The 24,579-nt window shown below is 69.2% G+C and carries 25 protein-coding genes; 4 read left to right on the top strand and 21 right to left on the bottom strand.

All coding sequences use genetic code 11. The annotated features are described in order from the left end of the window. Positions 1-6 precede the first annotated feature (6 nt). Entirely contained in the window at positions 7-678 is a 672-nt protein-coding gene (locus IMT31_RS14500; protein WP_413543215.1) for an isochorismatase family protein, read from the top strand. On the opposite strand, the gene IMT31_RS14495 is transcribed toward IMT31_RS14500, so the two are convergent. The 6 genes from IMT31_RS14495 to IMT31_RS14470 form a co-directional block, all read right to left on the bottom strand. Then, entirely contained in the window at positions 679-2,484 is a 1,806-nt protein-coding gene (locus tag IMT31_RS14495) for a DEAD/DEAH box helicase (RefSeq protein ID WP_413543214.1), read from the bottom strand. A gap of 181 nt (positions 2,485-2,665) precedes the next feature. After that, positions 2,666-3,037 (bottom strand): DUF3039 domain-containing protein, encoded by a 372-nt coding sequence (locus IMT31_RS14490; protein ID WP_345358997.1) that lies wholly within the window; start codon positions 3,035-3,037, stop codon positions 2,666-2,668. Between the two features lie 47 nt (positions 3,038-3,084). After that, complete coding sequence (locus IMT31_RS14485; RefSeq protein WP_413543213.1) at positions 3,085-4,662, bottom strand: hypothetical protein; 1,578 nt, start codon at positions 4,660-4,662, stop codon at positions 3,085-3,087. Next, the gene (locus IMT31_RS14480) at positions 4,647-5,465 is read right to left on the bottom strand and encodes an ABC transporter ATP-binding protein (protein ID WP_345358991.1); all 819 of its coding nucleotides are present in this window, start codon (positions 5,463-5,465) and stop codon (positions 4,647-4,649) included. The genes IMT31_RS14485 and IMT31_RS14480 overlap by 16 nt, the downstream gene beginning before the upstream one ends. 95 nt (positions 5,466-5,560) lie before the next feature. Next, positions 5,561-6,553 (bottom strand): tetratricopeptide repeat protein, encoded by a 993-nt coding sequence (locus IMT31_RS14475; protein ID WP_345358988.1) that lies wholly within the window; start codon positions 6,551-6,553, stop codon positions 5,561-5,563. A gap of 50 nt (positions 6,554-6,603) precedes the next feature. After that, positions 6,604-8,427, bottom strand: a complete 1,824-nt coding sequence (locus IMT31_RS14470; RefSeq protein ID WP_413543212.1) for a hypothetical protein — start codon at positions 8,425-8,427, stop codon at positions 6,604-6,606. A gap of 150 nt (positions 8,428-8,577) precedes the next feature. Between IMT31_RS14470 and IMT31_RS14465 the strand changes: the two genes are divergently transcribed. After that, entirely contained in the window at positions 8,578-9,891 is a 1,314-nt protein-coding gene (locus IMT31_RS14465) for an AI-2E family transporter (protein ID WP_413543211.1), read from the top strand. A 57-nt stretch (positions 9,892-9,948) separates the two neighbouring features. Here IMT31_RS14465 and IMT31_RS14460 read toward each other — a convergent pair whose 3' ends face one another. Further along, positions 9,949-10,308, bottom strand: a complete 360-nt coding sequence (locus IMT31_RS14460; RefSeq protein WP_345358979.1) for a hypothetical protein — start codon at positions 10,306-10,308, stop codon at positions 9,949-9,951. Between the two features lie 37 nt (positions 10,309-10,345). Here IMT31_RS14460 and nucS point away from each other — a divergent pair, with 37 nt between their 5' ends. Further along, positions 10,346-11,041, top strand: coding sequence for an endonuclease NucS (nucS, locus tag IMT31_RS14455; protein ID WP_345358976.1), 696 nt, complete (start codon positions 10,346-10,348; stop codon positions 11,039-11,041). A gap of 82 nt (positions 11,042-11,123) precedes the next feature. Further along, positions 11,124-12,236: an N-acetylglucosamine-6-phosphate deacetylase gene (locus tag IMT31_RS14450; protein ID WP_413543210.1), complete on the top strand. Its 1,113-nt coding sequence runs from the start codon at positions 11,124-11,126 to the stop codon at positions 12,234-12,236. 113 nt (positions 12,237-12,349) lie between these two features. On the opposite strand, the gene IMT31_RS14445 is transcribed toward IMT31_RS14450, so the two are convergent. The 14 genes from IMT31_RS14445 to prfA form a co-directional block, all read right to left on the bottom strand. After that, positions 12,350-12,796, bottom strand: a complete 447-nt coding sequence (locus IMT31_RS14445) for a DUF2550 family protein (protein WP_345358971.1) — start codon at positions 12,794-12,796, stop codon at positions 12,350-12,352. Position 12,797: 1 nt separating this feature from the next. Next, complete coding sequence (locus IMT31_RS14440) at positions 12,798-13,091, bottom strand: F0F1 ATP synthase subunit epsilon (protein ID WP_345358968.1); 294 nt, start codon at positions 13,089-13,091, stop codon at positions 12,798-12,800. Positions 13,092-13,094: 3 nt separating this feature from the next. Continuing rightward, positions 13,095-14,552, bottom strand: coding sequence for a F0F1 ATP synthase subunit beta (atpD, locus tag IMT31_RS14435; protein WP_345358965.1), 1,458 nt, complete (start codon positions 14,550-14,552; stop codon positions 13,095-13,097). Positions 14,553-14,607: 55 nt separating this feature from the next. Continuing rightward, positions 14,608-15,501: a F0F1 ATP synthase subunit gamma gene (locus IMT31_RS14430; protein WP_345358962.1), complete on the bottom strand. Its 894-nt coding sequence runs from the start codon at positions 15,499-15,501 to the stop codon at positions 14,608-14,610. 93 nt (positions 15,502-15,594) lie between these two features. Next, complete coding sequence (gene atpA, locus IMT31_RS14425) at positions 15,595-17,232, bottom strand: F0F1 ATP synthase subunit alpha (RefSeq protein ID WP_345358959.1); 1,638 nt, start codon at positions 17,230-17,232, stop codon at positions 15,595-15,597. 81 nt (positions 17,233-17,313) lie between these two features. After that, positions 17,314-18,123, bottom strand: a complete 810-nt coding sequence (locus IMT31_RS14420) for a F0F1 ATP synthase subunit delta (RefSeq protein WP_413543209.1) — start codon at positions 18,121-18,123, stop codon at positions 17,314-17,316. Further along, positions 18,123-18,710 (bottom strand): F0F1 ATP synthase subunit B, encoded by a 588-nt coding sequence (locus IMT31_RS14415; RefSeq protein ID WP_413543208.1) that lies wholly within the window; start codon positions 18,708-18,710, stop codon positions 18,123-18,125. The genes IMT31_RS14420 and IMT31_RS14415 overlap by 1 nt, the downstream gene beginning before the upstream one ends. An 85-nt stretch (positions 18,711-18,795) precedes the next feature. Continuing rightward, positions 18,796-19,011: a F0F1 ATP synthase subunit C gene (locus IMT31_RS14410; RefSeq protein ID WP_309808883.1), complete on the bottom strand. Its 216-nt coding sequence runs from the start codon at positions 19,009-19,011 to the stop codon at positions 18,796-18,798. A 148-nt stretch (positions 19,012-19,159) separates the two neighbouring features. After that, positions 19,160-19,972, bottom strand: coding sequence for a F0F1 ATP synthase subunit A (atpB, locus tag IMT31_RS14405; protein WP_345358942.1), 813 nt, complete (start codon positions 19,970-19,972; stop codon positions 19,160-19,162). A 224-nt stretch (positions 19,973-20,196) separates the two neighbouring features. Continuing rightward, positions 20,197-20,655, bottom strand: coding sequence for a hypothetical protein (locus IMT31_RS14400; protein WP_345358939.1), 459 nt, complete (start codon positions 20,653-20,655; stop codon positions 20,197-20,199). Then, positions 20,652-21,842 carry an MraY family glycosyltransferase gene (locus tag IMT31_RS14395; protein WP_413543207.1) on the bottom strand — a complete coding sequence of 397 codons (1,191 nt, stop codon included), beginning with the start codon at positions 21,840-21,842 and terminating at the stop codon, positions 20,652-20,654. Before IMT31_RS14395 ends, IMT31_RS14400 begins: the two co-directional genes overlap by 4 nt. A 10-nt stretch (positions 21,843-21,852) precedes the next feature. Next, positions 21,853-22,509, bottom strand: a complete 657-nt coding sequence (locus IMT31_RS14390; protein WP_378109351.1) for an L-threonylcarbamoyladenylate synthase — start codon at positions 22,507-22,509, stop codon at positions 21,853-21,855. Continuing rightward, complete coding sequence (locus IMT31_RS14385) at positions 22,506-23,426, bottom strand: N5-glutamine methyltransferase family protein (RefSeq protein ID WP_413543206.1); 921 nt, start codon at positions 23,424-23,426, stop codon at positions 22,506-22,508. Before IMT31_RS14385 ends, IMT31_RS14390 begins: the two co-directional genes overlap by 4 nt. Next, entirely contained in the window at positions 23,419-24,498 is a 1,080-nt protein-coding gene (gene prfA / locus IMT31_RS14380) for a peptide chain release factor 1 (protein WP_413543205.1), read from the bottom strand. The genes IMT31_RS14385 and prfA overlap by 8 nt, the downstream gene beginning before the upstream one ends. Positions 24,499-24,579: the final 81 nt, after the last annotated feature.

Here is a 24,579-nt window from a genome sequence, read left to right as displayed (position 1 = left end):
AACACCATGCGTGCATTGGTCATCGTGGATGTACAGAACGACTTCTGCGAAGGCGGCAGTCTGGCCGTCGACGGCGGCGCCCGGGTGGCGGGCCGCATCACGGCGTTCCTCGACGAGCACGCCCAGGACTACGCCGCCGTGGTCGCCACGCGCGACTGGCATGTGGATCCCGGTCCTCACTTCGCTGCGAAGGGCATCACGCCGGACTTCACGGAGTCCTGGCCGGTGCACTGCGTCGCCGGCTCAGCGGGTGCCGAGCTGCATGCCGCACTGGACACCGAGTTCCTGGACGCCCAGTTCCTGAAGGGCCGCTTCGACGCGGCCTACTCCGGCTTCGACGGCCAGCTCGGCGTTCCGGACATGGTCCGTTCGGGCGCCCCGGAGGGCCCGGCCGGTCCGTTCGGGGCCACGGCCGCGGCCTCCACCGCCGTGGATGAGGACGCCCCCGCGCTGGACGACTGGCTGCGCACGGAGGGCATCAACTCCGTGACCGTGGTCGGCATCGCCACGGACCACTGCGTCCGGGCCACGGTGTTGGATGCGATCGACTCCGGCTATGACACCTGCGTGTACACGGACCTGGTGGTCGGCGTGGACGAGGCCCGCTCGGAGGAGGCCCTGGAGCTGATGGAGGAGAACGGCGCCATCCTGCAGGTCTGGGGCGGCTCCGCCGACTAGCTACTTCCGGCCGACGAACCAGCCCTGCAGGGTCTTCAGCCGGGTCTCCAGCTGCTCGGCTGTCGCCTGCGCCACGGCAGGCCCGCCGCTGATCTCGCGCAACCGGTTGTGGATCATCCCGTGGGGGGTTCCCGAGCGGGCGGACCACGCCGAGACGTTCTTGGACAGCTCGGCGCGCATCTTCTTGAGCCTGCGGTGGTCCACCACTCCAGCCGGCTGGTCGGCACGGTGGTCCGGCTGCTCGTTGAGCACGCCCTTCGGCCGCCGCTTCAGCTGTTCCGCCTGGCGCTGGCGGAGCAGCTCGCCCACCTGCTCCGCGTCCAGCAGGCCCGGGATGCCGAGGAAGTCCAGCTCGTCCTCTGAACCGACCGCGCCGCCGGTGCCGAACTCCGCCCCGTCGAAGAGGACCTTGTCGAAGGACGCCTGGGACTCCAGGGCCTTGAACTCGGACTTCGTCAGGGAGTCGGAGGCGCGCTCCTGGCGGTTGGCGGCGGCCAGCTCCTCCTCCTCGGGGGACAGTGAGAGGTCCTCGAGGTCCTGCTCGCCCGCTGACTCCGGCCGGTCCAGGGCGTGGTCTCGTTCGGCTTCCATCTCATTGGCCAACAGCATCAGCTGGGGCACCGAGGGCAGGAAGACGCTGGCGGTCTCCCCGCGCCTGCGGGAGCGCACGAAGCGGCCGACGGCCTGGGCGAAGAACAGGGGCGTGGACGTGGAGGTGGCGTAGACGCCCACGCACAGCCGCGGCACGTCGACGCCCTCGGACACCATGCGCACCGCCACCATCCAGCGTTGGGTGCCCTCGGAGAACTCCTCGATCTTGTCCGAGGCCCCCTTGTCATCGGAGAGCACCACCGTGACGTCCTCGCCGGTGATCCGCTGCAGCTGCGCGGCGTAGGCCCGAGCGTCCTCGTGGTCGGTGGCGATGACGAGGGCCCCGGCATCGGGCACATTGCGCCGCACCTCGCTGAGACGGCGGTCCGCGGCAGCCAACACCGAGGGGACCCACTCCCCCTCCGGGTTCAAGGCCGTGCGCCAGGCCTGCGCCGTGATGTCCTTGGTGGCGGCCTCACCGAGCTGGGCCTCCATGACGTCGCCGGTGCTGGTCTTCCAGCGCATCTGCCCGGAATAGGCCATGAAGATGACCGGCCGGACCACGTGGTCGCGCAGGGCCGGGCCATAGCCGTACGTGTAGTCCGACTTCGAACGGCGGATCCCGTCCTCATACTCCACGTAGTCGACGAACGGGATGGCGGCCGTGTCCGAGCGAAAGGGGGTGCCGGTCAGTGACAGCCGGCGGGCAGCCGGTTCGAAGGCCTCACGGATGCCATCGCCCCAGCTCAGGGCGTCACCACCGTGGTGGATCTCGTCCAGGATCACCAGAGTGCGCGCGTTCTCGGTGCGGTTGCGGTGCAGGATGGGCTTCATCGCGACCTGGGCGTAGGTCAGGGCGACGCCGATGTACTCGTCGCCGTGGCGGCCGTCCGCGTTCTTGAAGTTCGGATCGATCGCCACACCGACCCGGGCGGCCGAGTCCGCCCACTGGCGTTTGAGGTGCTCTGTGGGGGCCACCACGGTGATGCGACTGACCGTGCCCGCCTCGAGCAGGGTCTTGGCCACGCGCAACGCGAAGGTGGTCTTGCCGGCGCCCGGGGTCGCGACCGCCATGAAGTCCACCGGCTGCTTCTTCAGGTACAGCTCGAGGGCCTCCTGCTGCCATTGGCGCAGCTTGGGCGCGGTACCCCAGGCGGCCCGCTCCGGCAGGGCCGGGGGCAGGTCGTCACCGATGTGGAACAGGGCATCAGACACGCGGCTTCAGTGCCTCCTCGCGGGCATGGTGGGACAGAGTCGGTTTCAGTGGTCGGTCACAGACCAGGCCGGGCACGACGCCAGCCGGCCGGTTGGCGCTGTCAGGTTCGGCGGATCCGGTCGATCGGGTCCTGGACCGGGCCCCTCTGCGGGGTCCCCGGACCGGGTGGTCGGTGTGCGGCTACTTGCCGCGACCGCCGAACCAGCCGCGCCGTCCGCCGCCCTGGCCGGAGTCCCCGCTGCCCGGACCGCCGTCCTTCGGCGACTTCAGTCCGTCGTAGATCTCCTTGCACTCCGGGCAGACCGGGAACCTCTCCGGGTCCCGGCCCGGAGTCCACACCTTGCCGCACAGGGCGACCACGGGCTCGCCGGTCACGGCGGACTCCATGATCTTCTCCTTGCGCACGTAGTGGGAGAAGCGCTCGTGGTCGCCGGGTTCGGCGTCCTGCAGCTGCTCCTGGCGGTCCAGGACCGCGGCTCCGCCGCCGCCGGGTCCGCCGGGGGCACCAGGGGCACCGGGCTGGTTCGGGTCAGGATCGGCAGGCAAACTCATGCGGACCAGTCTACCGTCCCGCGCACCGGTGCCCGGAGGCACAGTGATCACCCGGTGGCCGCCAGGACCGCCTGGTACGTCTCCGCCTGGGAGCGGTTGAACCACCGCCCGCCCATCCGGATGCCCAGCCACAACAGGAAGGAGCCCAGGGCCAGCCCCACCACGAGGGTGAGCCACTGGAACAGCACGTCACCGGTGACCAACGCCACGATGTAGAGCACCAGTTCCGGCAGGGTCAGCGCTCCGACCACGACCATGGCGCCCAGGGAGATCAGCATCATCCGTACACCGCCGCCCTCGGGCGTGGCGAACGGGCTGGCGCCCGGCGGCGGCACCGGGTAGATGAATCGCGCGGAGACCAGGGCGGACACGCCGGCCCCGGTCAGCAGGGCACCGATCCCCAGTCCGGTCAGCCCCGGGAGCAGGTTCCACTGACCCGCCATCCAGACGGTGGCCACGGTGAACAGCAGGGTGACGGGGACTCCCCACGCCAGGAGCGAGCCGACCCTGCCGACCCGGTCATCTCGGCCGGAGACCCCGGCGGTGACGTGCTGGGCGAAGGCCGAGCCGTCATAGCTGATGTCCGCGGAGATGGCATAGCCGAGCATCAACCCGGTGATCGGTCCCATCAACAGGATCATGGTGTACTCGCCGGACTGGTACCCCAGGAACCAGAACAGCACGAGCAGGATCGGCAGCATCACGAGGGAGGCCGAGTACCGGGGGTCCTTGAGCCAGTAGATCAGCGAGCGGGCCGCTATGGCACCGGCCGGGGTACCCGGGAAGACGCCCAGCAGGCCCAGCCCGGTCTTGGTCCTCTTGCTGGCCGGACCGGAGCCCCGTCCCTTCGCATAACTGCGGTCCACGGCCAGTTGCCAGAGCAGCACGGCTCCGGCCACCCACACCAGACACAGCAGTGCCTGCAGCCCTGCCTGGAGGAACCGGCCCTCCGCCAGTGCCCAGGGGGCGGCCGTGAAGGAACCCAAGGGGGTCCACGCCAACACCTGGGCCACTGCAGGCAGCTGCGCCACGGCCGCCTGCACGGACTGTGCGATCCCGGAGATGATCACCCCGGCCAGCACGAGCGGGACGAACGCCACGAGGGACATGATCTCCCGGATCCGCCGTTGTCCGGTGATCCCGGCCAGCAGACCGGTCACGGCATAGGAGATGCAGAGGCAGAAGACCGCACCGAGCACGGTGGTCGGGATGGCCAGCAGCATCGCCCCGGGGGTGTCCCGCCAGGCGAGGACGGAGACCAGGAAGCCGAGCAGGGTGGCCGCCCCGGGGATGGTGACCAGTCCGGCCATGGCCAGTCCCGGCACGAGTTTTCGGGTGGGTATCCCGAAGGTCGCGAAGTTCGCCGGGTCCAGGGTCAGATCCACACCGGTGAAGAACACGGGAATCACGATCCATCCCAGCACGGCCACCGATCCTGCCAGGGCGAGGACGGTACCCCGCGCCTCGGTCTCCAACTCGGTCATGAACCAGGAGCCGATCGCGAGCATCACCAGGACGAAGAGCATGTAGGCGATGAACAGGATGGCGAACACCAACTGCGCCGTGCTCTTCTTCCAGCCGTTGACGGTGATGGCCAACTTCATCCGCATCAGGTGTGCAACCATGACAGCCCCTCTCCCGTCGCGCGGCCGCCGACCAGGTCCACGAAGCGGTCCTCCAGGCTGCGTCCGTCCCGCACCTCGTCCACCGTGCCGGCGGCCAGCAGGTTGCCCTGGGCGATCACGGCCACGTGGTCACACATGCGCTGGACGAGGTCCATGACATGGCTGGAGACGATCACCGTGCCACCCGAGGTGACGAACTGGGCCAGGATGTCCCTGATGTTCGCGGCCGAGACCGGATCCACCGCCTCGAAGGGCTCATCCAGCACGAGGACCTGCGGGGCGTGGATCATCGCCGCGGCCAGGGCGACCTTCTTGGTCATCCCCGCCGAGTAGTCCACCACGAGCTTGCCGGCGTCCGAGGTCAGGTCCATGACGCGCAGCAGGTCGGCCGTGCGCTCGGCCACGGTCTCCCGGTCCAGCCCGCGCAGCAAGCCAGAGTAGGTGACGAGCTGTTCCCCGGTGAGCCGGTCGAAGAGCCGGACCCCGTCCGCGAGCACGCCCATCCGCCGCTTGGCCACGAGGGGCTCGGCCCAGACGTCCGTCCCGTGGATCCAGATCTGGCCGTGGTCCGGGCGCAGCAGGCCGGTGGCCATGGACATGGCGGTGGTCTTGCCGGCGCCGTTCGGGCCCACCAGACCATAGAAGGACCCGGCGGGCACGTCCAGCGAGACGCCGTTGACGGCGATCTTCTCACCGAAACGCTTGGCCAGACCCCGGATGGCGATGGCCGTGTCCGGGTCAGGGAGCGCACCGGCTGGTCGGGGCGGAAGCTGGGCAGGCTGGGAGCTCTCGGAAATGCTCATGGGCCCGACGTTAGCAAGGCCCCCAGGCCACCCCTGACTCCGCCATGGCCTGCGGGGCCGTGACTTAAGTCAGGACCTGGAACCCGAATCAGGATCTAGAACAGCGCCATGGCCAGCGCCTTGCGGGACGCGGCTGTGCGGGGGTCTTGATCCCCCACCACGGAGTAGAGGTCCACGAGGTGCTCGCGCGCGGTGTTGCGGTCTGTTCCCGGATGCCCGGCCACGAACCGGACCAGCCGGTGGAAGGCATCCTCCACGTGGCCGCCCAGGACGTCCAGGTCCGCCACGTCGATCTGCGCCTGGACGTCGTCCGGGGCGGAGGCCCCGCGCTCACGCACGGTGTCCGCGTCCATGGCGGCCGTGCGGGCCAGCAGCCCGGCTCGGGAGATGCCGGCCTTGGCGTCCGCATCGGCCGGGTTCTCGGCCAGCGCCCTGCGGAAGGCGTCCTGCGCGTCCTCGTACCGGCCGGCGTCGAGGGCGTCCTGTGCCTCCTGGTGCAGCGGCGGCAGCGCCGGGGCGGCCGGCTCCTGGGTGCCGTCCGCGCCCTGGGCGTCCGCTCGCGGCGGGGCGAGCGGCGGCACGGTGCCGGAGACCCCGTTCTGGGCCGCGGCTGCGAGGAGCTCGTCGAGGAGCTGGTCCAGCTGGTCGCGGGGCACCGGCTGGTTCAGGACGGGCACCGGCTGACCGGCCAGGACCGCGACGACGGCCGGTCCGGCCGTCAGCCCGAAGACCGACAGGACCTGCGGATCGGCCTCGGTGTCCACGCGAGCCAGGATGAGTTGGCCCTCGCGCGCGTCCACGGCAGGGGCCAGCAGATCGTCGAGCTGCGGGCTGGCCGGGTTGGACGGGGCCGCCAGATGGATCAGCACCGGCACCCTCGAGGACAGTTGGACCAGCTGCTGCAGATCACCCTGGGTCGCCTGGTCCAGGACCCAGCTACCGGCCTGCGCCCCGGCCGCGGATGACGGGCCGGGCGCAGGGTTGGACGCGCCCGGACGGGGCTGCTGCCCGGCCGGGGACCCCTTGAGGGCGGAGAGGTCGAGCGCCCCACGCAGGTGGGACGGCATCGCGGGAGGCTGCTGGGACATGCGGGGATACCTCTTCCTTACGGGCCTACTGGATAGGTCTCATCAATGGGTCAGTCGAACGAGACGGCGTGCAGCTCGTCGGTCATGCCCACGAGTGACACCTTGGCATCGTCCTCGGCGGCGTCGGCGGCGGGCACCCGGACGGCCAGTACCTCACGGTACGTCATGCTGATTCCCGAGGTGGTCTCGTTGCTGTCCTCGCCGGCCTTGGCCATCGCGAGGTCACCGCCGATCCCCACCGTGGCCCCGGGCTCGTTCGGGGTGACGTCCACGATGTTGTCGACCACACCGACCACCAGGGCCGAGCCATCCGGCAGGCGCATGGCGGTGGTCTCACCCTGGAGCGCCTTCCGGACGATGTCGATCGTGGCGTCCGGAGAGGCCTCCTCCGATTCGGCCTGGTATTTGTGGATCTCCTCGATGGCAGGATTTCCGACCATCTGGTCCGCGAACCCCGACTCGGGATCGGTCAGGTACTGGGCCACCTTCGTGATGGCCCTGCCCGGACTCATGGCCAGGCCCTCGGAGTCGCCCACGGCGATCACGTCGCCCCCACCGAAGGACAGGTCACTGGAGGGGAACTGCGCCCCGGGTGTCATCGGGGTGTTGGAGATGAGGTGGTAGTTGGTGCGCGCCGACTCCTGGCGCAGGACGAGCAGCTGGGGATTGCTGTTGCCCTCGCCCTCGGTGATCACGAGCAGGTCCCGTGGGAAGGCGGGATCGGGCTGAGCCACCACGGACACCACGGGGGATGCCGCCACGGGTTCCACGGCCCGGACGTCCTCCGAGAGCTCCCGGTTCTCGTAGTTGTCTTCGCGCATCTCGAGGGCGGACCCGCTCACGCGATTCGCCAGTTCACCGGCGTCCTGGGCCTCATCGCCCTGCGCCACCACCCCGGCCACCTTGTCCAGGATGCGCTCGAGCTGACTGTCGGTGACGATCGGGTACTGCTCCTGCTCGCCACCGGCCGGCGCGTCCCCGGAGGGCGCGTCTGAGGAGACGGCCGACTCGGACGGCGCGTCCGGGGAGGCGGTCGAGTCAGCGGTTGCCGGCCCAGCCCCTGCCAGGCCCACCATCGTCAGGACGACGACGGCGGCGCCCGCCACCCGGGAGTGCACCGCACCGGCTCCTCCGGCACCGTCCACGCCGCCCGAAGCGCCGGCGGCGCCCTGCCGTCCGGATTGCTGCTCGGGATTCTGTCCAGGACGCTGCCCGCCGGAGCCGGACCCACGGCGCCGGCGAAGGATGGCCCACACGATCAGGGCCAGGCCCACGAGGATGAGCAGGGCCCCGATGATGAACAGGGGGATGATCCACGGGCTGTCACCGACCGTGTTGGTCCAGGTGACCGTCATCTCCGCGGGGGCCGGCTCGGTGCCGTCCGCGGCCACCAGGAGGGACCACTCGCCCTCGGAGGGCACGGACCAGCGTTGCTCGATGGTGCCACTCGCCTCCTGGAGGTCCACCCACAGGTCGGAACCCGCCGGATCGGGCACGGTGGCCTCGCCCTCGGTGTGTTCCACCACCACCCGAGGATCCTGGCGGTCCGGGACCTCCGTCTCGATTCCGGTCACGGTGTTGTGCGCGGCCTCCCCCACCCAGGCCTCCACGTCACGGGTCTGGCCGAGCATCACCGTGTAGTCGCCGTCACCGGTCAGGGTGTACTCGACCGCCGCGTCCTGCCCGGAGTCCACCACCTCGTTGATACCCCCGGTGATGACCGTGAGCGGGGCGTCCGCGGGGGCGTCCACCGCCGCACTGTTGGTGCTGGCCGTCAGGGCGGTCGGGGGCGCCCACACCGTCTGCAGGCCGATGGCTCCGAACAGGGCCACGAGGCCCAGCACCAGGGCAACGACTCCGGAAATTCCTCGCACGCGGTCAACCTGTCTGTCTGTGGGTGGGGTGAGTGTGGGTGAGTGAGTGGGCGGTGAGCTGATCCAACGACACAGTATAGCGAGAAGGTCACCGAACGATAACGACGCTGGTCATCCCCGGAGGGGCTCCGGTGACGTAGCCTGACGCTTGTGCAGGACCATGATTCCACCCCCACGGGCCCCGGTTCCACGGGCGACCTCCCCCCGGTCGAACCGGCCACCACGGATGCCCCGGCCGGCCCGGCCGCAGCAGCGCCGGAACCTTCCCCGGTCGCTCGCGTCCGCCGTTGGCTCGGTGACCGACGGTTGCCCGCACCGCGTCCTCGGCCTCGCTTCGAGGCCAGGCCGCCGGTCTCCGGGGCCACGGCCCCGCCGGACTCCCCCGCGGACGACGGTTCGGCCCCCGGTGCGCACCAGGCCAGACCCGTCCAGTGGTCTCAACCAGTGCAGACGGGCTTCCTGCTGACCGTCGGCGTGGGACTGGCGTTCCTGCTCTTCGGCATCATCTCCGCCAACACCCAATTGCTGGTGTGGATCGGCGCTGCCCTGTTCATCTCACTCGGCCTGGACCCGGTGGTCCGCCGCATCGAGTCCTGGGGGGCGCCCCGTGGGGTGGGTGTCGCTGCCGCCGTCCTGGCACTGGCCGCCCTCCTGACCGTCTTCTTCTCTCTCCTGATCCCCACCGTGGTGGACCAGACCGCCAGATTCGTCAACGACCTGCCGGGGATGGTCTCTGACTTCCTGGAGTCCGAGTTCTTCCACGACGTGGACACCCGCTTCGGCATCAGGGACATCGCGGTGTCAGAGATCGAGAAGTTCATCGGGGACTCTGCCAATGTCACCGCCGTGTTCGGCGGAATCTTCGGAGTGGGCACCGCCATCGTCAACACCGGGTTCTCCGTGCTGATCGTGCTGGTGCTGACCCTCTATTTCCTGGCCACGCTCCCGGCCATGAAGTACTGGGCGTACCGGCTGGCCCCGGCCTCGAGGCGGCCCCGGGTGGAATACCTCGGCGAGGAGATCACCTCCTCGGTGGGCCACTACGTCATCGGACAGTCGGCGGTCGCGGTCCTCAACGGGATCGTGGCCTTCATCGCCGTCACGATCGCCGGGATACCCTTCGGGGCGCTACTGGCCTTCTTCGCCGGGCTGATGGCGTTCATCCCGCTCGTCGGGGCCATGACCGGAGGCGTCGTCATCACGCTGGTGGCCCTCATCGGCGGGTGGCAGTCGGCCCTGATCTTCGCCGCGATCTACTTCATCTATCTGCAGGTCGAGGCATACTTCGTCTCACCGCGCGTGATGAGCAAGGCCGTTGCCGTTCCGGGATCCGTGGCCGTGATCGCCGTGATCGCCGGTGCGGCCCTGCTGGGCGTACTGGGCGCCCTCATGGCCATCCCGCTGGCCGCTGCCGTGATGCTCGTCCTCAAGGAGGTCCTGCTCCCTCGTCAGGACCGGCTGTAGGCGAGGCCCCGTCCGCGTCCCACCGGTCACCGGCACAGCCTCCACACCGGCACAGCCCTAGTACGGACCGTCCTGCCGGCGGGTGGACCAGCATTTGGGGTGCCAGTGCCGCCGTTCGGCCCCGGCGGCCTCGTCGCCGAGGATCCAGTCGCTGCGCCACGCCACCAGGTGGGGCTGACCGGCTGGGATCGTCCGCCCGCACCCCGGGCAGGTGTAGTCCTTCACCGCGCGCCAGGCGGGGATCTGCCGAACGTGCCAGCCGCCGTCGTGCTCCTGTTGGTGCCGGTAGCCGGGATCAAGGCCCAGCAGCCCCTCCACCGGGTCCTGGCGGCCGGGTGCCGGCGCACGGCGCCGGGAGGAGCGTGAGGACGGGGGCTGTTGGCCCGCCCGGCGGCGGGGACGGTTCGAGCGTGGCACCCCTCCATGGTTCCACACGGGCACTAGACTCCCTGGTGTGCGTTTGGTAATAGCCCGGTGTTCGGTCAACTACGAGGGGCGCCTGCGCGCCCACCTGCCCCAGGCGACCCGCCTGCTGATGGTCAAGGCAGATGGTGCTGTCCTGGTGCACTCGGATGGCGGGTCCTACAAGCCGCTGAACTGGATGAGCCCGCCGGCCACGCTGCGAACCGCACCACCCTCGGAGGAACTTGCCGCGGAGGGCGTGAGTGAGGTCTGGACGGTACAGGCCGCGAAGACCGACGACCGCCTGGTGGTGCACCTCTTCGAGGTGCTGCACGATTCGGCCCACGAGCTCGGTGTGGACCCGGGCCTGGTCAAGGATGGGGTCGAATCAGACCTCCAGCGCCTGCTGGCCGAACAGATCGAGCTGCTCGGCACCGGCCACACGCTGGTGCGTCGCGAGCACATGACCGCGATCGGCCCCGTGGACATCCTCGCGCGGGATGAGTCCGGCGCCACCGTGGCCGTGGAACTCAAGCGCCGCGGGGACATCGACGGCGTGGAACAGCTCACCCGCTATCTCGCCCTGATGAACCGGGATCCGCTGCTCGCCCCCGTACACGGGGTGTTCGCGGCCCAGCAGATCAAGCCCCAAGCCCGTACCCTGGCGGAGGACCGCGGCATCCGCTGCGTGATCCTGGACTACGACGCCATGCGCGGCGTGGACGATGCGGACTCCCGGCTCTTCTGACCCCGGCCGCGGCCACGTCCGATCGGACCGCCCCGTCCAGTCCGGCCGATCGGCTCCGGACCGCCTGCGGACCTCGGGTCTCGTGGACCAGCACTGCCACGGCTACGCGGGAGTGGACTTCGCCACCGCTCCCGTGCCCGCGGTGCGGGACGCGGTCCGCGAGCTGACCCTGAACGGGGTCACCCGGGTGGTGGCCTCCCTGCCGACGATGCCCCGTGGTGAGACCCTGGCCGCCGTGCGCCGCCTGGCCCCGCTCGTCCGGGAGGACCTTCTGGCGGGACTCCACCTCGAGGGGCCCTTCCTGGCCACGTCACGATGCGGGGCACACCGCACCGAGGACCTCCAGGATCCGGCGGACGCGGAGGCGCAGCGATGGCTGGGGGAAACCCTCCAGGCCGGCCGGGTCGGCGGCGATCAGACCATCGTCGCCATGACGTACGCACCGGAACTGCCCGGGGCCGAGCACGTAGAGGCCGCGCTGGCGGCCCACGGCGTGTTGCCTTCACCCGGCCACACGGACGCCACCGCAGCCCAGCTCGGCCACGCCCTGGACCGGTTGGCGCAGTGGACGGTCCAGACCGACAGGACCGAGGCGAGGGGGAACAGGGGGCAGATGGGGAGGATGGGGTCGGATGATCCGAAGGATTCTGACCGCACCCCGGCCGTCACGCACCTCTTCAACGCCATGCGGGGCTTCCACCACCGTGAGCCCGGCCCCGTGCCACAGCTGCTGCGCGCCGCAGCGGCGGGCCGGCTGCGGGTGGAGTTGATCGCCGACGGACATCACGTGGACAGGGGCGTGGTGGCGGACCTACTGGAGCTGCTGCCCGCCGCCGTCTGCGTGGTCTCGGACGCCTCTGCGGCGACGGGGGCACCGGCGGGCACCTACACCCTGGGCGGAGCGAGGATCGAGGCGGGGAACGCGGCAGGTCTGGAGATCGGCGGAACAGCCTCGGACGGTGCCCCGCTCCTGACCGGAACCGCCATCCTGGCCTCCGGGTCGGTCCCGCTGGACGGGGCCCTGCGGAACCTCCTGCACTGGGGTGTCCCACTGCCGGTGGCCCTGGCCTCCGTCAGTACCACGCCGGCCCGCACCCTCCCGGTGCACCGCCGGAATCCGGGATGGGTCGAGTGGTTCACCGACCCGGAGACCGGTCAGATCGACCCCGGGCGGCCGACCGTCGGGGCATCCTGAGGTCAGCCCCGCGCTGGGATCTGAGATCCACCGCGCAGATTGGACAGCTCAGGTTAAACAGCTCAGCCCCGGGCGAGCCGGGGCTGAGCTGTTCAAGCGAAGTGGTCGGAGCGTCACCACGCCCTGCGCCAGGGACTTCGAGGCGGCTGTTGCCGCCATGTCCCGAACCCGATCGACGGACCGGACTCGATCCAGGCCGAGAGCCCGGAGCAGGCGTCCGTGTTGATGGCCAGGGTGATCGGTGCGGGACCGCCATCCACGCGCACCACCACCACTCCATCCTGACTGACGGCACCCTCCCGGTGCAGACGGAGCAGGTGCCGGGCCGCCGACCACCGGGGCCGGGGGTCGACGGACGCCACCGTCATCAGGTCCAGACCGGATTCGTCATACCGACCGATCACCCGGATGCCCCGGGAGTCCTTCCCAGGGCGCCGGAGCCGGGCCGTGAAGGTCCCGGGGGTCCGCACCAACGTGCGCCAACGCCACCACACCATGAAGGCGATGACCAGCACGGCCGCCAGGGTGGCGGCGATCAGGGCGGACCACCCGGCACTCACCTCAGGCTGCGTCCTGCCCGGTGGACTCACCCTCGAGGCTGGCCGCGCCGGCCACGATGACCACTCGATCGTTGTCCACGGAGAAGAACCCGCCTTCGGCGTGCGCGGTGATCGTCTGACCGTTCAGCTGCTGCACCACCACATCGCCGTCACCGAGGACGGCCAGCAGCGGGGAGTGACCGGGAAGGATCCCGATCTCCCCATCACTGGTGCGGGCGCTGACGGACTTCGCGGGACCAGACCACACGAAACGGTCCTCGGCCACGATCTCCACTTCGAGTTCGATCTCAGCCATGGATCAGTTCTCCGACTGGATCTTGGCCCAGTTGCGCTCGACGTCGTCCAGGCCGCCGACGTTGTAGAACGCCTGCTCGGAGATATGATCCAGGTCGCCGTTGGCAATGGCGGTGAAGCCCTCCACGGTGTCCTTGATCGGCACGGTGGAACCCTCAACGCCGGTGAACTGCTTGGCGGTGTAGGTGTTCTGGGACAGGAACTGCTCGATGCGGCGGGCGCGGGAGACGACGATCTTGTCCTCTTCCGAGAGCTCGTCCACACCGAGGATCGCGATGATGTCCTGCAGTTCCTTGTTCTTCTGCAGGATCTGCTTGACGCGCGTCGCGGCGTTGTAGTGGTCCTGGCCCACGTACTGCGGGTCGAGGATGCGCGAGGTCGAGGCCAGCGGATCCACGGCCGGGTACAGGCCACGGGAGGCCAGCGTACGGGTCAGGTTGGTGGTGGCGTCCAAGTGGGCGAACACGTTGGCCGGAGCCGGGTCCGTGTAATCGTCCGCGGGGACGTAGACGGCCTGCATCGAGGTGATGGAGTGGCCGCGGGTGGAGGTGATCCGCTCCTGCAGCACGCCCATCTCATCGGCGAGGTTCGGCTGGTAGCCCACGGCGGAGGGCATGCGGCCCAGCAGCGTGGAGACCTCGGAACCCGCCTGGGAGAACCGGAAGATGTTGTCGATGAACAGCAGGACGTCCTGGTTCATCTCGTCGCGGAAGTACTCGGCCATGGTCAGGGCCGAGAGGGCGACGCGCAGGCGCGTTCCCGGCGGCTCATCCATCTGACCGAAGACCAGGGCCGTGTCCTTGAGGACGTTGGCCTCCTCCATCTCGACCCAGAGGTCGTTGCCCTCACGGGTCCGCTCCCCCACGCCGGCGAACACTGAGGTGCCACCGAAGTTGCGGGCCACACGGGTGATCATCTCCTGGATCAGCACGGTCTTGCCCACACCAGCGCCGCCGAACAGGCCGATCTTGCCGCCCTTGATGTACGGGGTCAGCAGGTCGATGACCTTGATGCCGGTCTCGAGCATCTCCGTGGAGCCCTCGAGGGTGGCGAAGTTCGGTGCCGGGCGGTGGATGGGCCAGCGCTCGGTGACCTGCAGCTCTGAGGTCGGCACGTCCAGGGACTCGCCGAGGACGTTGAAGATGTGGCCCTTGACGACCTCGCCGACCGGCACCGAGATCGGCGCGCCGGAATCGATCACGGCGGAGCCGCGGACCAGGCCGTCGGTGGCCTGCAGGGAGATGGCGCGGACCAGGTTGTCGCCCAGGTGCTGCGCGGTCTCGAAGGTGATGGTCCGGGTCTCACCGTTGACGGTGAGCTCGGCGGTCAGGGCGTTGTACAGGGCCGGCATCGAGTCCGCGGGGAACTCGGCGTCGATCACCGGCCCGATCACGCGGGCGATGCGGCCAGTGGCGCCACCGGTGGCAGTACCGGTGCCCTGTTCGTTCGTGGTGGCAGTCATCTCTCTCACTTCTCTGGTGTGGATGGCGGTTGCGTTGGTGCTGTTCGGTGCCGTGTCAGGACGCGCTGAGCGCGTCCGCACCGGCGATCAGCTCGGTGAGTTCCTGGGTGATCTCCGCCTGGCGGGCGTTGTTCATCTTCAGGGTGTACTCGTTGACCAGGTCCTTGGCGTTGTCCCCGGCGGACTTCATGGCCCGCTGACGGTTCGCCAGCTCAGACGCGGCGGCCTGGAGCATGGCGGTGAAGATCCGGGACTCGATGTACTTCGGCAGCAGGGCGTCCAGGACGTCCTCGGGCGCCGGCTCGTACTCGTAGAGCGGGAACAACTCGGACTCGTCCGTGACCTCCTCCTCCACGACCTCCAGCGGCAGTAGCCGGACGACGGTCGGCACCTGGGAGACCAGCGAGTGGAACGCGGTGTGGACCACGTGGATCTCGTCCACGCCGCCCTCCTCGGTGTCCTGCAGGAAGGACTCGACGAGCTCCTCCCCGATCTCCCGGGCACGGAGGAACTCCGGCTTGTCGGTGTTCCCCGTCCAGATCTTCTTGTACTCACGGTTCCGGAAGTCGAAGTACCCCTGCGCCTTGCGGCCCACGAGGTAGATGTCCGTCTCCTTGCCGGCCGCGTGCAGCGATTCGAGCAGCTCCTCCGCGTGGCGCAGGATGTTGGCCGAGTAGGCCCCGGCCATGCCGCGGTCCGAGGAGAGCACCAGCACGGCAGCCCGCTTCGGGTTCTCGACCTCGGAGGTCAGCACGTGCTCGATGTCCTGCTGCGATGACACGGCGGACACGGCGCGGGTGATCGCGTTGGCGTACGGCAGCGACGCGGACACGCGTTCGCGCGCCTTGCCGATGCGGGACGTGGCGATCAGCTCCATCGCCTTGAAGATCTTCTGCATCGACTGGGTCGAGGCGATCTTCTGGCGGTAGACCCGGATCTGGGCTCCCATGGTGGTCCTTTCCTTACGTGTCCGCCCCCGTGGTTCCCGGCCACCCGACCCCGCGAGGGGCTGGATCGGCCGGGGCCTGCGGAGGCATCGCGGTCAGCGCTTCTGCTTGACGATCTTTTCCTGGGTGACCTCGTCGGCCGCCAGTGGCTGGTGCTCCTCGTGGCCGGCGGCCACGAGCTTGTTGTCGCCCTCGCCGAAGAACCCCTTCTTGAACGCCTCGACCTCGGACTTCAGGGCCTCGAGGGTGGAGTCCTCCATCTTGCCGGTCTCCCGGATCGGAGCCAGCACCACGTTCTTGTGGCGCAGGTGGTCGATGAACTCGCGCTCGAAGCGCAGCACGTCCTCCACCGGCACCTCGTCCAGGTGGCCGTTGGAGCCGGCCCAGATGGACACGACCTGCTCCTCGACCGGGTATGGCGTGTACTGCGGCTGCTTCAGCAGTTCCGTCAGGCGCTCACCACGGGCCAGCTGGCGGCGGGTGGCCGGGTCCAGGTCCGAGGCGAACATGGCGAAGGCCTGCTGGTCACGGTACTGCGCCAGGTCCAGCTTCAGGGTGCCGGAGACCTTCTTCATGGCCTTGATCTGCGCGGAACCACCCACGCGGGACACCGAGATGCCCACGTCCACAGCGGGACGCTGGTTGGCATTGAAGAGGTCCGACTGCAGGAAGATCTGACCGTCGGTGATGGAGATGACGTTGGTCGGGATGTAGGCCGAGACGTCATTGGCCTTGGTCTCCACGATCGGCAGTCCGGTCATGGAACCGCCGCCGAGCTCGTCGGAGAGCTTGGCACAACGCTCCAGCAGGCGGGAGTGCAGGTAGAAGACGTCGCCCGGGTAGGCCTCACGTCCCGGCGGACGGCGCAGCAGCAGCGAGACCGCACGGTAGGCCTCGGCCTGCTTGGAGAGGTCATCGAAGATGATGAGCACGTGCTTGCCGCCATACATCCAGTGCTGGCCGATGGCCGAGCCGGCGTAGGGCGCCAGGTACTTGAAACCGGCCGGGTCGGACGCCGGGGAGGCCACGATGGTGGTGTACTCCAGGGCGCCGTTCTCTTCCAGCGTCTGGCGCACCGAGGCGATCGTGGAGGCCTTCTGGCCCACGGCCACGTAGATGCAACGAACCTGCTTCGTCGGGTCACCGGAGTCCCAGTTGGCCTTCTGGTTCAGGATCGTGTCGATGCCGATCGCGGTCTTGCCGGTCTGGCGGTCACCGATGATGAGCTGACGCTGGCCACGGCCGACCGGGATCATGGCATCGATCGACTTCAGGCCGGTCTGCAGCGGCTCGTCGACGGACTTGCGCTCGGTCACGCCCGGTGCCTGGAGCTCCATGGCGCGGCGGGACTCGGCCTCGATCGGGCCCATGTCATCCATGGGTGCGCCGAGCGGATCCACCACGCGGCCGAGGAAGGCGTCGCCCACCGGCACGGAGAGGACCTCACCGGTGCGCTGGACTTCCTGGCCCTCTTCGACGCCCTGGAAATCGCCCAGGACCACGACGCCGATCTCACGGGTGTCGAGGTTCTGCGCCAGGCCCAGGGTGCCGTCCTCAAAGCGCAGCAACTCGTTGGCCATGACGGAGGGCAGTCCCTCCACACGGGCGATGCCGTCGGCGGCGGAGACGACATGGCCGACCTCCACACGTTCGGTGCTGGCCGGTTCGTAGGATGCCGCGAACTCATTCAGGGCATTGCGAACATCGTCAGCGTTGATGGTCAAGTCGGCCATCTGCGTTCCCTGCTCTCTAACGTTGGTGATCATCGAGGAGACGATGATGCGAAGGTGTCTGGTGGATTCGTCCGGCCGGGATCAGCCGGCCATCTTCCGCTGGAGGTCATGCATCCGGGACTGCAGCGAGGAGTCGACGACGTCGTCCCCCACCTGGACCCGGATACCTCCCACCAGTTCGGGATCGACGGCCACGTCCAACTTCAGGTCGCGGCCAAAGAGGCGCTTCAATCCGGCAGCGAGCCGGTCCTGCTGGGCCGGCGCCAGTGGACGGGCCACGGTGACGTCGGCGATCCACAGCCGCTGGCGCCGCGCCACGGTCTCCACGAACCCACGGACCAGGTTCACGGGCTTGTGACCCCGCGGCGACTGGGCCGCCTGGCGCACCAGGAGCCTCGCCTCGGTGGAGCCGCCGGACAGCAGCCGCTCGGCCAGGTTGCCCTTGGCCGCGGCGGGAGCCTGCGGATCCGTCAGCGCACGCTGGAGATCATGGGACTGCTCCACCGCGCGGTTGAAGGACAACAGCTCGCCGGACAGCCGCTCGAGTCCGTCCAGTCCGTCCCGCTCGGCCGAGGCGGCCACTGCGGTGGTGGCCAGTTGCTCCAGGGCGTCGCCGAAGTCCCGTGGCTGGGACCACTTGTGCCCCGCGAGGGCGTTGAGGACCGCGAGGGCCCCCTCGGACACCTTCGAGCCGAACAGCGACTCGACCACACCGGTGCGGCGCTGGACCGACCACGAGGGATCGGTCAGGGCGCGGCGCAACGGTGCGCTGGAGTCCACTGCCTCAAGGGCGATGAACAGCTCGGCTGCCAGGGCGGTGCCACCGGAGACCAGAACGGGGTCCAGCTCCGTACGGGCCGCGGCCAGCGAATCGCTCGATGCACCTGCCATTACTCAGCCACACCTGCCGTGCCGGCTGCTCCGCCGGTCGCGGAACCGGCGGTCGAGTCGCGGTCCAGGTCCTCGAGGAACCGGTCCACCACGCGCTGCGAGCGGGCGTCGTCCTCCAGGGACTCACCGACGATCCGGCTGGCCAGCGTGGTCGCCAGGGTTCCGACGTCGTGGCGCAGGGAGGACTCGGCCTGCAGTCGCTCGGCGGCGATCTGGGCGTTGGCCTGTTCCACCAGACGTGCCGACTCGGCGGAGGCCTTCTCCCGGGCCTCCGCCAGGATCTGGGCACCCTCGGTGCGCGCCTCCTCGCGGATGCGGTTGGCCTCGGCGTACCCGTCCTGCTGCTGCTGCTCGTAGTCCGCCTTCAGGGCATTGGCCTCAGCCTGTGCCCGCTCGGCTTTCTCGAGTCCGCCTTCAATGGCGTCGACGCGGTTCTGGTAGGCATTCTCCAGAGCCGGAGCGATGTACTTCACCACGAGGAACATCAACACGGCAAAGCCAACGGCGGTAACGAGTATTTCCCACCAGTTGGGAAGGAGAGGATTCGCGCCCTCGCCGGCAGCGAGGATCGCTTCAGTCCTGATCATGTTTCAACCATCCTTTGGTGAAGTTTCCTGTCATGGGTGGCCGCCCGCCCGGTGGGCGGACCTGCCGGTCTCATGAAAGGGAGGATCAGACTCCGACGACGAAGGCGAAGACCAGGCCAAGGATGGCGAGGGCCTCGGCCAGGGCGAAGCCGAGGAGGGCGATCGGCTGCAGGATGCGCTGGGCCTCCGGCTGACGGGCCACGCCGTTGATGTAGGCGGCGAAGATGAGGCCCACGCCAATGGCGGAGCCGATGGAGGCCAGGCCGTAGCCGATCATGTTGAGAGAACCGTGCAGTTCCATGGTGTTCCTTTCAAGATGCCTGTCGGCAGGTTGTGAGGGTGTCCCCGGCGTGGGTCCGGCGGATGCCGGTACCGGGAAGCCGTTTTCGGTGGCGGACGGATCCGCCGAACCGGCGCCGCGCCCACCAGGTGGCCGCTGCGCCGGAAGGTCAGTGGTCGTTGGCGGCGAGCGCCCCTTGGATGTAGATCGCGGTCAACAGGGTGAAGACGAACGCCTGCAGGAACATGATCAGCAGCTCGAGGAAGTACATCGACACGGAGCCGAGGACCACCAGGACGCCGGTGGCCTGCAGGGCCACGTTGCCGGTCTCCATGATGAGGAACTGGGCACCGGAGCCGGCCAGCATGATGATCATGTGGCCGGAGAGCATGGTCGCCATCAGACGCAGGGAGTGCGTCAGGGGGCGGACGATGAAGTTCGAGATGATCTCCAGCGGCACGAGCAGCGGGAGGATCCAGCCCGGGACGCCGCTGGGCACCACGGCCAGCTTGAAGTACTTCAATCCGTTGCGCTTGACACCCAGACCGATCCAGACGATGTAGACGATGATCGCCAGGGCGTAGGCGGAGCCGGCGTGGGAGAAGCTCGGCAGTTGCAGGAACGGGATGGCCCCGAAGAAGTTGTTGACGACCACGAAGAAGAACAGGCCGAACAGCAGCGGCACGAAGGGCTTGAACTCCTTCTCACCGATGATGTCCCGGCCCATGCCGTTGCGCACGAAGGCGTACCCGGACTCCGCGAGCCACTGGACCTTGCCCGGGACCAGGCCCGGCTTGCGCATGGCCATCATGAAGAAGGCGGAGATGAGGATCACCGAGAGGATGATCATCAGCATCTGCTTACCGAAACCAGTGCCGTACTCGGCCATCCAGGGCAGGATGTCCGGCAGGTGGGTCTGGTCGATCGTGGGAGGAGCGAATCCACCCTCATCGGTGGAGCTGGCGAGCACGATCGGGAGCACGCTGGTCCTCTCTGCAGTGTCGGTCAATGGAACGCGGGCGGCGCATTCTCTCCGGAGCGGTCGAGCAGGCGGCACAGCGCAGTCCAGACCGTCGTTATTGATCGTTGATGAGCCTATCAAACCGGCAACGGTGCTGATGACCAAAAAGCCTGTTTTGGCGCGGTTTTCGCCTGCTGCGGCGATTTATTTCTACGATGCGTCGAAGTCCGGTCACGATTTCGGCGTCAGTCGTCGTAGATCTGCTGCCTGGTGCGCGCGAAGACCATGACCTCGATGACCTGCCACGTGACGATCGCCGCGATGGCACCGATCCCCGCAGCCGTCCGGTCCAGCCACTCCGGCGGCGGAACCACCACGAGCAGCAGTCCCATCAGCACGATCTTCAGCACGAAGCCGAACAGGGCGATGAAGATGGCCTGGTCGCGCCACCGGTCCCAGGACCAGGCGGTGAGCAGCAGGGTGGCCCCGGACAGGAGCACGACGACGGTTCCGGCCAGTCCCAGCGAGGCGGCAGCCGTGCCACCCCCGGATCCAGGACCGAGGGCCAGCCACGCCACTCCGGCGGCCAACAGGAGCACGGCGGAGGTCCCGGCCAGGCACGCCGTGAGCATTCCCCACCAGCCCCGGGTGTTGGTCAGGCGCTTTGTCCGGGCCGCGGCCCTGGTGCCGGTTCGGCGGGTCATGGCTCCAGCCCTCTCGGGGTCTCGGGGTCGGTCGGGCTCTCGGGATCCGATGGGCTCTCGGGATCGGTCAGGGTCAGCGGGGTGGGCCGGGCCGTACGGGACCGGCGGACCCAGGGGTGCAGGGTCAGGTAGCCCGCGCCGACCAGCAGCACCCCGACCACCACCAGCACGATCCACCATTCGACGAAGTTCAGGGCCACCACGCCGTAGGCGATGAGGAAGGTCCACAGGTACAGCAGCAACACGGCCTGCCGGTGCGTCCAGCCACCATCCACGAGTTTGTGGTGCAGGTGCCCCCGGTCCGCGGAGAAGGGGCTGGCCCCCCGCACCGTCCGGCGCACCACGGCCATCGCCAGATCGAGCAGCGGCAGGGCCATGACGGCGATCGGCAGCAGGATCGGCATGTAGGCCGGGACATTGCGGAACCGGAAGCCCTCCTGCATGTCCCCCACCGTGGCGGTCACGGCCACGGCAGCCGTGGCCAGCAACAGGCCGATGAGCATCGCCCCGACCTCACCCATGAAGATCCGGGCCGGATTGAAGTTGTGTGGCAGGAACCCCACGCAGGATCCCACCAGGACGGCCATCAGGAGCGTGGCGAGGTTGGAGTAGTCGAACTCGTTGATGGTCCGCGTCAGCAGGTAGGTGTAGATGAAGAAGGCCGATCCGCCGATCGCCGCCACGCCGGCGGCCAGCCCGTCCAGTCCGTCCACGAAGTTGATGGCGTTCATGGTCAGCACGAGGATGAAGATCGTCAGGCCGATCTGGACGGGTTCGTTGCCGACCGCGATCCAGCCCACGGGCATGGCCTCGACACGGATCCCGTGGAACGCCACCAGAGAGGCCGCCGTGACCTGCCCGGCCAGCTTCAGGGTCCAGTGCAGGTCCCAGAGATCGTCCGCCACCCCCATCAGCACCACCACGGCGAGGGCGAGCAGCAGACCGTGCAACGGCTCGGGATCGGAGTAGATGCCGGACAGGAACGGCACCATGGAGCCGATCGCCAGGGCCACCAGTACGGCGGCGATCATGGCCACACCGCCGAGCTTGGGCACCGGATCCCGGTGCACGTCCCGCTGACGCTGGGGGGTGAAGACGTGTCCGGCCAGCGCGAGCCGGCGCACGGCCGGCGTGAACACGAAGCTCACCACGGCGGAGAGCACCAGCAGCATCAGGTAGACCTTCATGGACGCGCCCTCACCCCGCGGTGGGAGTCTCCACCAGGTCCGGCACCACCGCGGCCAGTTCCTCGAAGCCCAGGGCGCCGCGGCGGACCACCCGGAAGGGCGAGACGGTGCAGTCGATGATCGTGGACGGCTCCCAGGTGGTCCGGTCCCCGTCGTCGAGGTATACGGCCACCGACTCGCCGAGCATCTCACGGGCGGCCCCGGCCGTCGTCGCCGCCGGCTGTCCCGTGCGGTTCGCGCTGGAGACGGCCAGCGGGCCGACCTCCTGCAGCAATTCGCGGGCCACCTGGTCATCCGGGACGCGCAGCGCGACAGTGCCGCGGGTCTCCCCCAGGTCCCAGGCCAGCGAGGGCTGGGCGGTCAGGATCAGGGTGAGGGCCCCGGGCCAGAACTCCTCAGCCAGCTCGCGGGCGGCCGCCGGGATGTCCGAGGCCAGCCCGTCCATGACCGCGGTGCCACCGATCAGCACGGGCGGCGGCATGGCCCGGCCGCGTCCCTTGGCGGCCAGCAGCACGGCCACGGCCTGCGGCGAGAAGGCATCGGCGCCGATGCCATAGACGGTGTCCGTGGGCAGTACCACGCAGTCATGCCTGGCCAACGCCGTGCGGGCGGCCTCGAGGCCGCGGTCCATTCCGGATTCAGTGGTGCAGTCGATCAGCAGGCTCACCGGATCATTCTCCCATCAGTGCGCACGGCCACCGTGTAGCGCGGCCGCCCAGTGAGATCGGTCCGGGTCTCGATCCCGGCGAAGAGCCCGGCGGCCAGGCCGATCTCCTCGGCGCCGTGCCGCAGCAGCCGGGTCACGAGCTCCTCCTGCGTCTCGTCATGTTCCATCACGAAGGTCCCGCCGGGGCGCAGCAGCCGTGCTGCGGACGCGGACACCAGCGTCGGGACCCGCATCCCGTCCGCTCCCCCGCCATACATGGCGCGTTCGGGGTCTCGGCGGGCCTCTGCCTGAGCCGGAATCCGGCCGTCCGGCACGTAGGGCGGATTCGAGACCACCACGTCGGCGCTGCCGTCCAGTTCCGGCACCGCGCTCGCCGCGTCGTCCACATGGAGGGTGACGCCCAGGGGGTCCAGGTTCGCTGCGGCCCACCACGCCGCCTCGGGATCGGACTCCACCGCGTGCACGGTGGCGCCTGGCACCTCTCGGGCCACCGAGGCGGCGATGGCCCCGGAACCGGTGCACAGGTCCACGACGAGGGGCCGGCCGGCGGAATGCTGCACGGCGCGCGCCGCCTCGATGGCGGCCCCGGCCACCACCTCGGTCTCCGGCCGGGGCAGGAACACCCCGTGCCCCACCTCCAGGTCCGTGGTCCGGAAGGTGGTGGTGCCGGTGAGGTACTGCAGCGGGGTCCGGGTGGAGCGGGAGATGGCGAGGCGGCGCAGGTCCACCGACTGCACGGGATCGATGCGGCGGCCGGAGACCGCCCAGGCCGTGATCTCGCCGCGGCTGGCCCCGAGGACGTGGGAGGCCAGGGTCTCCGCGTCAGCGCGGGGCGAGTCGACGTCCGCGGCCCGCAGCAACTCCGTGGTGGAGCGCAGCAGGGATTCCAGGGTGTGGGGATCGGCGTTGTCAGTCATGCTGGCCGAGCGCCTCCAGTCGGTGTGCCTCATCCATCTCGATGCACGACTGCAGGACGGGGCCCAGCTCACCGTCCAGCACAGCGTCCAGGTTGTAGGCCTTGTACCCCGTGCGGTGGTCGGCGATCCGGTTCTCCGGGTAGTTGTACGTGCGGATGCGCTCGGAGCGGTCCATGGTGCGGACCTGGGAGTGCCGCACCGCCGCGTTCTCGGCGTCGAGCTGTTCCTGTTGGTGGGCCAGGATCCTCGAGCGCAGTACGCGCATTCCGGCCTCCCGGTTCTGGATCTGCGACTTCTCGTTCTGCATGGCCACCACGATCCCGGTGGGCAGGTGGGTGATGCGCACTGCGGAGTCGGTGGTGTTCACGGACTGACCGCCCGGGCCGGAGGACCGGTACACATCGATCTTGAGGTCGTTGGCGGAGATCTCCACCTCCTCCGGGGCATCCACCTCCGGGAAGACGAGCACTCCGGCGGCCGAGGTATGGATCCGGCCCTGGGACTCGGTGACGGGGACGCGTTGCACGCGGTGGACGCCGCCCTCGAACTTCAGGTGGGCGTACACACCCTCCGCCGGGTCGGTGGACTTGCCCTTGATGGCCACCTGGACGTCCTTGTAGCCGCCGAGGTCGGACTCGGTGGTGGAGAGGATCTCGGTCTTCCAGCCCTTGGACTCGGCGAAGCGCACGTACATCCGGAGCAGGTCACCGGCGAACAGTGCGGCCTCTTCGCCGCCCTCGCCTCCCTTGATCTCCAGGATCGCGTCCCGGGCGTCGGCCGGGTCACGGGGAATGAGCAGCCGGCGCAGCTTCTCCTCGGACTGTTCGGCGGTGGCCTGCAGGGCGGGCAGCTCGGCGGCGAAGTCCGCGTCCTCCTCGGCCAGTTCGGCGGCATCCGCTGCATCGGCCACGGCACGGCTCCAGGCCTGGTGCGCCGCCACGATGGCCCCCAGCTCGGCGAAGCGCCGGCCGAGCCTGCGGGCGAGCACCGGATCCTGATGCACCGCGGGGTCAGCCAGGCGCTCGGTCAGCTCGCGGTGTTCGTCCAGCAATTCCTGCACGGACTCGAACATGGTGGTGTTCCCTCTCTCGGTGCCGGCGACCCCCGTGGCGCTCTCGGCAGCTCTCACAATGGCTGAGGCCCCCGCCCCTCC

The organism is Citricoccus nitrophenolicus (assembly GCF_047305825.1).
Classification (GTDB): Bacteria; Actinomycetota; Actinomycetes; order Actinomycetales; family Micrococcaceae; genus Citricoccus; species Citricoccus nitrophenolicus.
Note: the sequence above shows the minus strand (reverse complement) of the source record. Positions and strands in the feature narration are given on the sequence as shown.

Coding starts and splice junctions, on each gene's coding strand:
- IMT31_RS14500 (WP_413543215.1), top strand. CDS start 7: ATGCGTGCATTGGTCATCGTGGATGTACAGAACGACTTCTGCGAAGGC.
- IMT31_RS14490 (WP_345358997.1), bottom strand. CDS start 3,037: ATGAGTTTGCCTGCCGATCCTGACCCGAACCAGCCCGGTGCCCCTGGT.
- IMT31_RS14485 (WP_413543213.1), bottom strand. CDS start 4,662: ATGGTTGCACACCTGATGCGGATGAAGTTGGCCATCACCGTCAACGGC.
- IMT31_RS14480 (WP_345358991.1), bottom strand. CDS start 5,465: ATGAGCATTTCCGAGAGCTCCCAGCCTGCCCAGCTTCCGCCCCGACCA.
- IMT31_RS14475 (WP_345358988.1), bottom strand. CDS start 6,553: ATGTCCCAGCAGCCTCCCGCGATGCCGTCCCACCTGCGTGGGGCGCTC.
- IMT31_RS14440 (WP_345358968.1), bottom strand. CDS start 13,091: ATGGCTGAGATCGAACTCGAAGTGGAGATCGTGGCCGAGGACCGTTTC.
- atpD (WP_345358965.1), bottom strand. CDS start 14,552: ATGACTGCCACCACGAACGAACAGGGCACCGGTACTGCCACCGGTGGC.
- IMT31_RS14430 (WP_345358962.1), bottom strand. CDS start 15,501: ATGGGAGCCCAGATCCGGGTCTACCGCCAGAAGATCGCCTCGACCCAG.
- atpA (WP_345358959.1), bottom strand. CDS start 17,232: ATGGCCGACTTGACCATCAACGCTGACGATGTTCGCAATGCCCTGAAT.
- IMT31_RS14420 (WP_413543209.1), bottom strand. CDS start 18,123: ATGGCAGGTGCATCGAGCGATTCGCTGGCCGCGGCCCGTACGGAGCTG.
- IMT31_RS14415 (WP_413543208.1), bottom strand. CDS start 18,710: ATGATCAGGACTGAAGCGATCCTCGCTGCCGGCGAGGGCGCGAATCCT.
- IMT31_RS14410 (WP_309808883.1), bottom strand. CDS start 19,011: ATGGAACTGCACGGTTCTCTCAACATGATCGGCTACGGCCTGGCCTCC.
- IMT31_RS14400 (WP_345358939.1), bottom strand. CDS start 20,655: ATGACCCGCCGAACCGGCACCAGGGCCGCGGCCCGGACAAAGCGCCTG.
- IMT31_RS14395 (WP_413543207.1), bottom strand. CDS start 21,842: ATGAAGGTCTACCTGATGCTGCTGGTGCTCTCCGCCGTGGTGAGCTTC.
- IMT31_RS14385 (WP_413543206.1), bottom strand. CDS start 23,426: ATGACTGACAACGCCGATCCCCACACCCTGGAATCCCTGCTGCGCTCC.
- prfA (WP_413543205.1), bottom strand. CDS start 24,498: ATGTTCGAGTCCGTGCAGGAATTGCTGGACGAACACCGCGAGCTGACC.